General features: G+C 74.0%; 1 protein-coding gene. It reads right to left on the bottom strand.

The genetic code is table 11. The features are described 5' to 3' along the window. A partial coding sequence (locus ACP4J0_RS38295; protein ID WP_426604039.1) for a beta-ketoacyl synthase N-terminal-like domain-containing protein occupies positions 1–2,849 on the bottom strand: 2,849 nt, incomplete at both ends.

Here is a 2,849-nt window from a genome sequence, read left to right on the forward strand (position 1 = left end):
TTCACCGCCGCGACACTCACCCGCTCGTCCAGCAGCGGCAGGACCTCGTCCTCCGACGCCTCCAGCGCGACCATCACACCGCCCGTGGGCAGCGCCTGCATCAACCGCCCACGCGCCGCCACCAGCACACAAGCGTCATCCAGCGACAGCACCCCCGCCACATGCGCGGCGGCGATCTCACCGATCGAGTGCCCGGACACGAAGTCCGGCATCACACCCCAGCTCTCCAGCAGCCGGAAGAGCGCGACCTCCAGCGCGAACAGCGCAGGCTGCGCGGACTCCGTACGGTCCAACGCCTCCGCGTCATCCCCGAACAACGCCCCCAGGCCCAGCCGCTCACCGGCCGCGTCCAGCGCCTCCGCGAACGCGGGGTACGCGCCGTACAACTCCCGGCCCATTCCCAGGCGCTGGCTGCCCTGGCCCGTGAACAGGAAGGCGAGCGAGCCGGTGTTGGCCCTCGCCCTGACCAGACCGGGGGTCTGCCGCCCCTCGGCCAGTGCCAGGACGGCGGCCTTCAGTCCCTCGGTGTCGCCGGAGACGATCACGGCCCGGTCGTCGAGGGCCGCCCGGGTGGTCGCCAGCGAGTGGGCCAGGTCGGCGGGGCGCTCGGAAACGCCGGACTCGACCACCGGCAGCAGCCGCCGGGCCTGGTCGCGCAGGGCCTCGGTGGTCCTGGCCGACAGGACGTACGGGAGGACGCCGGGCGCCCGCGAGGGAGGCTCGACGGCCTCCACGACGTCGACCGGGGGCTGCTCGATGATCGTGTGGGCGTTGGTGCCGCTGATGCCGAAGGACGAGATGCCGGCCCGACGCGGGCGTCCGGCCTCCGGCCACTCCCGCTGCTCGGTGAGCAGGGCGATGTCCCCGGCCGACCAGTCGACGTGCGAGGTCGGCTCGTCCACGTGCAGCGTCCGCGGCAGCACCCCGTGCCGCATCGCCATGACCATCTTGATGACGCCCGCGACACCGGCGGCGGCCTGCGTGTGCCCGAGGTTCGACTTGATCGAGCCCAGCAGCAACGGGCGCTCGGACGAACGGCCCTGACCATACGTCGCCAGCAGGGCCTGAGCCTCGATCGGGTCGCCCAGACGGGTGCCCGTGCCGTGCGCCTCCACCGCGTCCACGTCAGCCGTCGACAGCCCGGCGCTCGCCAGGGCCTGCCGGATCACCCGCTGCTGCGACAGACCGTTCGGCGCCGTCAAGCCGTTGCTCGCACCGTCCTGGTTCACCGCCGAACCCCGCACCAGAGCGAGGACCGGGTGCCCGTTGCGGCGCGCGTCGGACAGCCGCTCCACCAGCAGCATGCCCACGCCCTCACCCCACCCCGTCCCGTCGGCGGCGGCGGCGAACGCCTTGCAGCGGCCGTCGGGCGAGAGGCCGCCCTGAAGGCTGAACTCGCTGAAGGTGGAGGGGGTGGACATGACCGTGACGCCGCCCGCCAGCGCGATGGAGCACTCGCCCTGCCGCAGCGCCTGCGCTGCCCAGTGCAGTGCCACGAGCGAGGAGGAGCAGGCCGTGTCGACGGTGACGGCCGGGCCCTCCAGCCCCAGCGCGTAGGAGACCCGGCCGGACATCACGCTGCCCGCGTTGCCCGTCATCACGTGGCCGAGGACCCCGTCGGTGCCCGACTGCTCCAGTTGTGCGTCGTACCCGGTGTAGGCGGCGCCGACGAAGACGCCCGCGCGGGAGCCGCGCAGGGTGGCGGGGTCGATGCCCGCGCGTTCGATCGTCTCCCAGGCGGTTTCCAGGAGGAGCCTCTGCTGCGGATCCATGGCCAGCGCCTCGCGCGGGGAGATCCCGAAGAAGTCGGCGTCGAAGGTGTCGGCGTCGTAGAGGAAGCCGCCCTGGAAGCTCCGCGTGTCGCCGTGGGCGAGGAGTTCGGCGGTGTCCCAGCCACGGTCGGCGGGCAGGCCGGAGATCGCGTCGCCGCCGCTCTCGACGAGCCGCCACAAGTCCTCGGGGCCGCGGACGCCACCCGGGTAGCGGCAGCTCATGGCGACGATCGCGATGGGGTCGTCGTCGTCCGCGACGGCCGTTCGCGCTCCGGCCGGTGCGAGGGCGGTCCCGGCCGGGCCGGCGGTCCCGTCGGTGAGGTCGCCGATGAGTTCGTCGCGCAGATGTCCGGCGAGCGCGGTGGCCGTCGGGTAGTCGAAGACGAGCGTGGCGGACAGGCGCCGGCCGGTGGCGGCGGCGAGCAGGTTGCGCAGCTCGACGGCGGTCAGGGAGTCGAAGCCCAGTTCCTTGAAGGAGCGTCCGGGCTCGACGGAGGCAGGGCCGAGGTGGCCGAGGGCGACGGCGGCCTGCTTGCGGACGAGGTCGAGCAGGACGCGGTCGCGTTCGCCCGGGGCGAGCGCGGCCAGCCGCTGCCGCAGGCCCTCCTCCCCACCGGTGCCGGTGCCGGCGGCAGCCCGGCGGGCCGGGGCCCCCACGAGGCCGCGCAGCAGCGGTGCCGGCGCGCCGGCCTGAGCGCGCAGGACCGCGACGTCGAGCTTCATGGGCAGCAGCACCGCGGCGCCGACGGACAGCGCGGTGTCGAAGAGGGCAAGGCCCTCCTGGCTCGAGAGAGCGCCCACGCCGTCTCTGGCCATGCGCTGGAGATCGCTCTCGTCCAGGTGCGTCGCCATGCCGCCCACTTGCGGGGCCCACAAGCCCCACGCGAGGGCGGTGGCCGCCAGACCCTGGGCTCGGCGCCGCTCCGCGAGGCCTTCCAGGAACGCGTTGGCGGCGGCGTAGTTTGCCTGCCCGGGCGCGCCGAGGGCCGCGGCGATCCCCGAGAAGAGGACGAAGTCGGCGAGGTCGAGGTGCCGGGTGAGGTCGTGCAGGTGGAGGGCCGCGTCCACCTTGGGACG

It is taken from the genome of Streptomyces sp. WG7, assembly GCF_049975785.1.
GTDB lineage: Bacteria > Actinomycetota > Actinomycetes > Streptomycetales > Streptomycetaceae > Streptomyces.